Below are 1,974 nucleotides of genomic sequence, written 5' to 3' on the forward strand. Positions count from 1 at the left end.
TTGCCATGTCACTGAATACTCGTCCTAGAAAAGCGTTAGATTGGCTTACACCATTAGAGAAGTTTGCTCAGCTTGTTGATTATCATAAGGCTTTTGAAACTGTCGCACCTCATGTTTGAATTCGCCCCTTGACATCAATGGCCGTTTAAACTTTGACTTAACAGATACGCAAACTTTCAGTGTAGGGGCGCAATATTATAAAGATAAACAGGATACAGAATATGGACCAGACTATTCCTACTTACAAACTGGTACTGAGCCTTCCCATAAAGCAATAAAAGGATGGAGCCTCGATAATCAGCCCTTTACAGAGCGCTATGCCGTTAATACCCAATATCAAAATCAAGATGTCCTTGGACAGACTTTGAATGTGGAGGCATATTATCGTAATGAAAAAGCACGCTTTGTACCTTACGGCTATTCGAAAGATGGGAGTAAGGTAAAGCAAAGCCAATCCAATATTGACTATGCCGGTATTCGTTCTACCATTCAATCTAATATACAGGTCGCAGATCGAGATTTAAAACTGACTTATGGCCTCGACTATGACTGGGAAAAAGACCATCAATGGGCAGATTACTATACACCTAGTCATAATGGTCTGGTTTATACCGCTACAGGGGAAAAACAGGGTTCCGGTCCTGATACAGAAATTCAGAATATTGGCACATTTGTCCAAGGAGATTATGCCTTAACAGATCGTCTAAATATTCAGGCCGGTGTGCGTTATCAATATGTTCAGGCAGACACTGACAGTTATTTAACCGCACGTAAACCGATTACTTTAATGGCGGCTGACTCCACCCATTCGGACAAATTTCTATTCAATTTGGGTGCAGTCTATGAGTTAACAGACGCGCAGCAAGTTTATGCTAACTTCTCACAGGGTTATAGTTATCCAGATGTACAACGGGTGCTGCGTGATGTGGCTGCTTATACCTTAACGACTTCTGGTATTGCACCGATTACAGTAAACAGCTATGAATTAGGCTGGCGTTTAAATCAGGACACGGGCTTAAATCTTGGCTTAACCGGTTTTTATAATACCTCGGATCAGGTGGTACAGTTTAATGCTGACCGTTCTGTAAACGTAGTAGATGCTGATCAAAGAGTATATGGTGCAGAAGCGACTGTCAGCTATCCATTTATGCAAAACTATAAGGTCGGAGGTACTCTAGGTTATACACGTGGGCAGTATAAAGATGTTGCCGACAATTGGCATGAATTAAATGCTTTTGCCATTTCTCCAACCAAAGGAACTTTATTCGCTGAATGGAATAACGACGCTGGCTATGGTGTCCGTGCACAAATACAGGCCATTAAAGGTACCAATAAAGCCTGTAAGGATGACCAGCAATTAAAGACAGCCGGTTTGACTGACAGCAATAGTGCTGCAGATATTAAAGGCTACAGTACTATGGATGTATTGGCCCATTTTCCAATGGCAAAAGGGCGCGTAGATTTTGGTATTTATAATCTTTGGGATAGCCAATACAGAACTGTATTTGCTCAACAGGCTGCGGTAACAAATGCCAATTCTTTATTAGCAATTCCTGCCGAAGGCCGAACTTTTGCCTTAAGTTATACTATCAACTATTAATTTTAATGATGGTAGTTCTTGAACAAGTACTTAAGAATCGGATTATGAGTTCACAGCTCATATATCTCCAGTGAAGTTGTGCCAGCATACAGTTTGTATAGGGCACAATCCCCGACATTCTATTTAACATAATAGTTACGTTATGCGACATCGAGTGCGCAAAGAGAAGGGCGAATAAATCGCACTGCTGTCCCATAGTTTGCTTTAAATAAAAAAACCTGAGTCCTAACAGTTAAAATATGAGTGCAAACAAACACTTTAACGACCAGGATTCAGGTTTTGTCACATCAGAATACCGTATTTCATGAGCTAATTAAACCTGTTGTGCGACAGGATTTTGAACAACTTGCTAAAGTACACCATGTTGGACAGAA

Annotated in this window: 2 pseudogenes; both read left to right on the forward strand. The window is 40.7% G+C overall.

Annotated elements, in window-relative coordinates:
* A pseudogene (locus FTU50_RS15135) lies at positions 1 to 119 on the forward strand (IS30 family transposase); the annotation flags it as partial.
* An 8-nt stretch (positions 120 to 127) separates the two neighbouring features.
* Positions 128 to 1,600, forward strand: a pseudogene (locus FTU50_RS15140) (TonB-dependent receptor); the annotation flags it as partial.
* Positions 1,601 to 1,974: the final 374 nt, after the last annotated feature.

Source organism: Acinetobacter sp. YH12112 (genome assembly GCF_013418945.1).
Taxonomy (GTDB): Bacteria; Pseudomonadota; Gammaproteobacteria; order Pseudomonadales; family Moraxellaceae; genus Acinetobacter; species Acinetobacter indicus.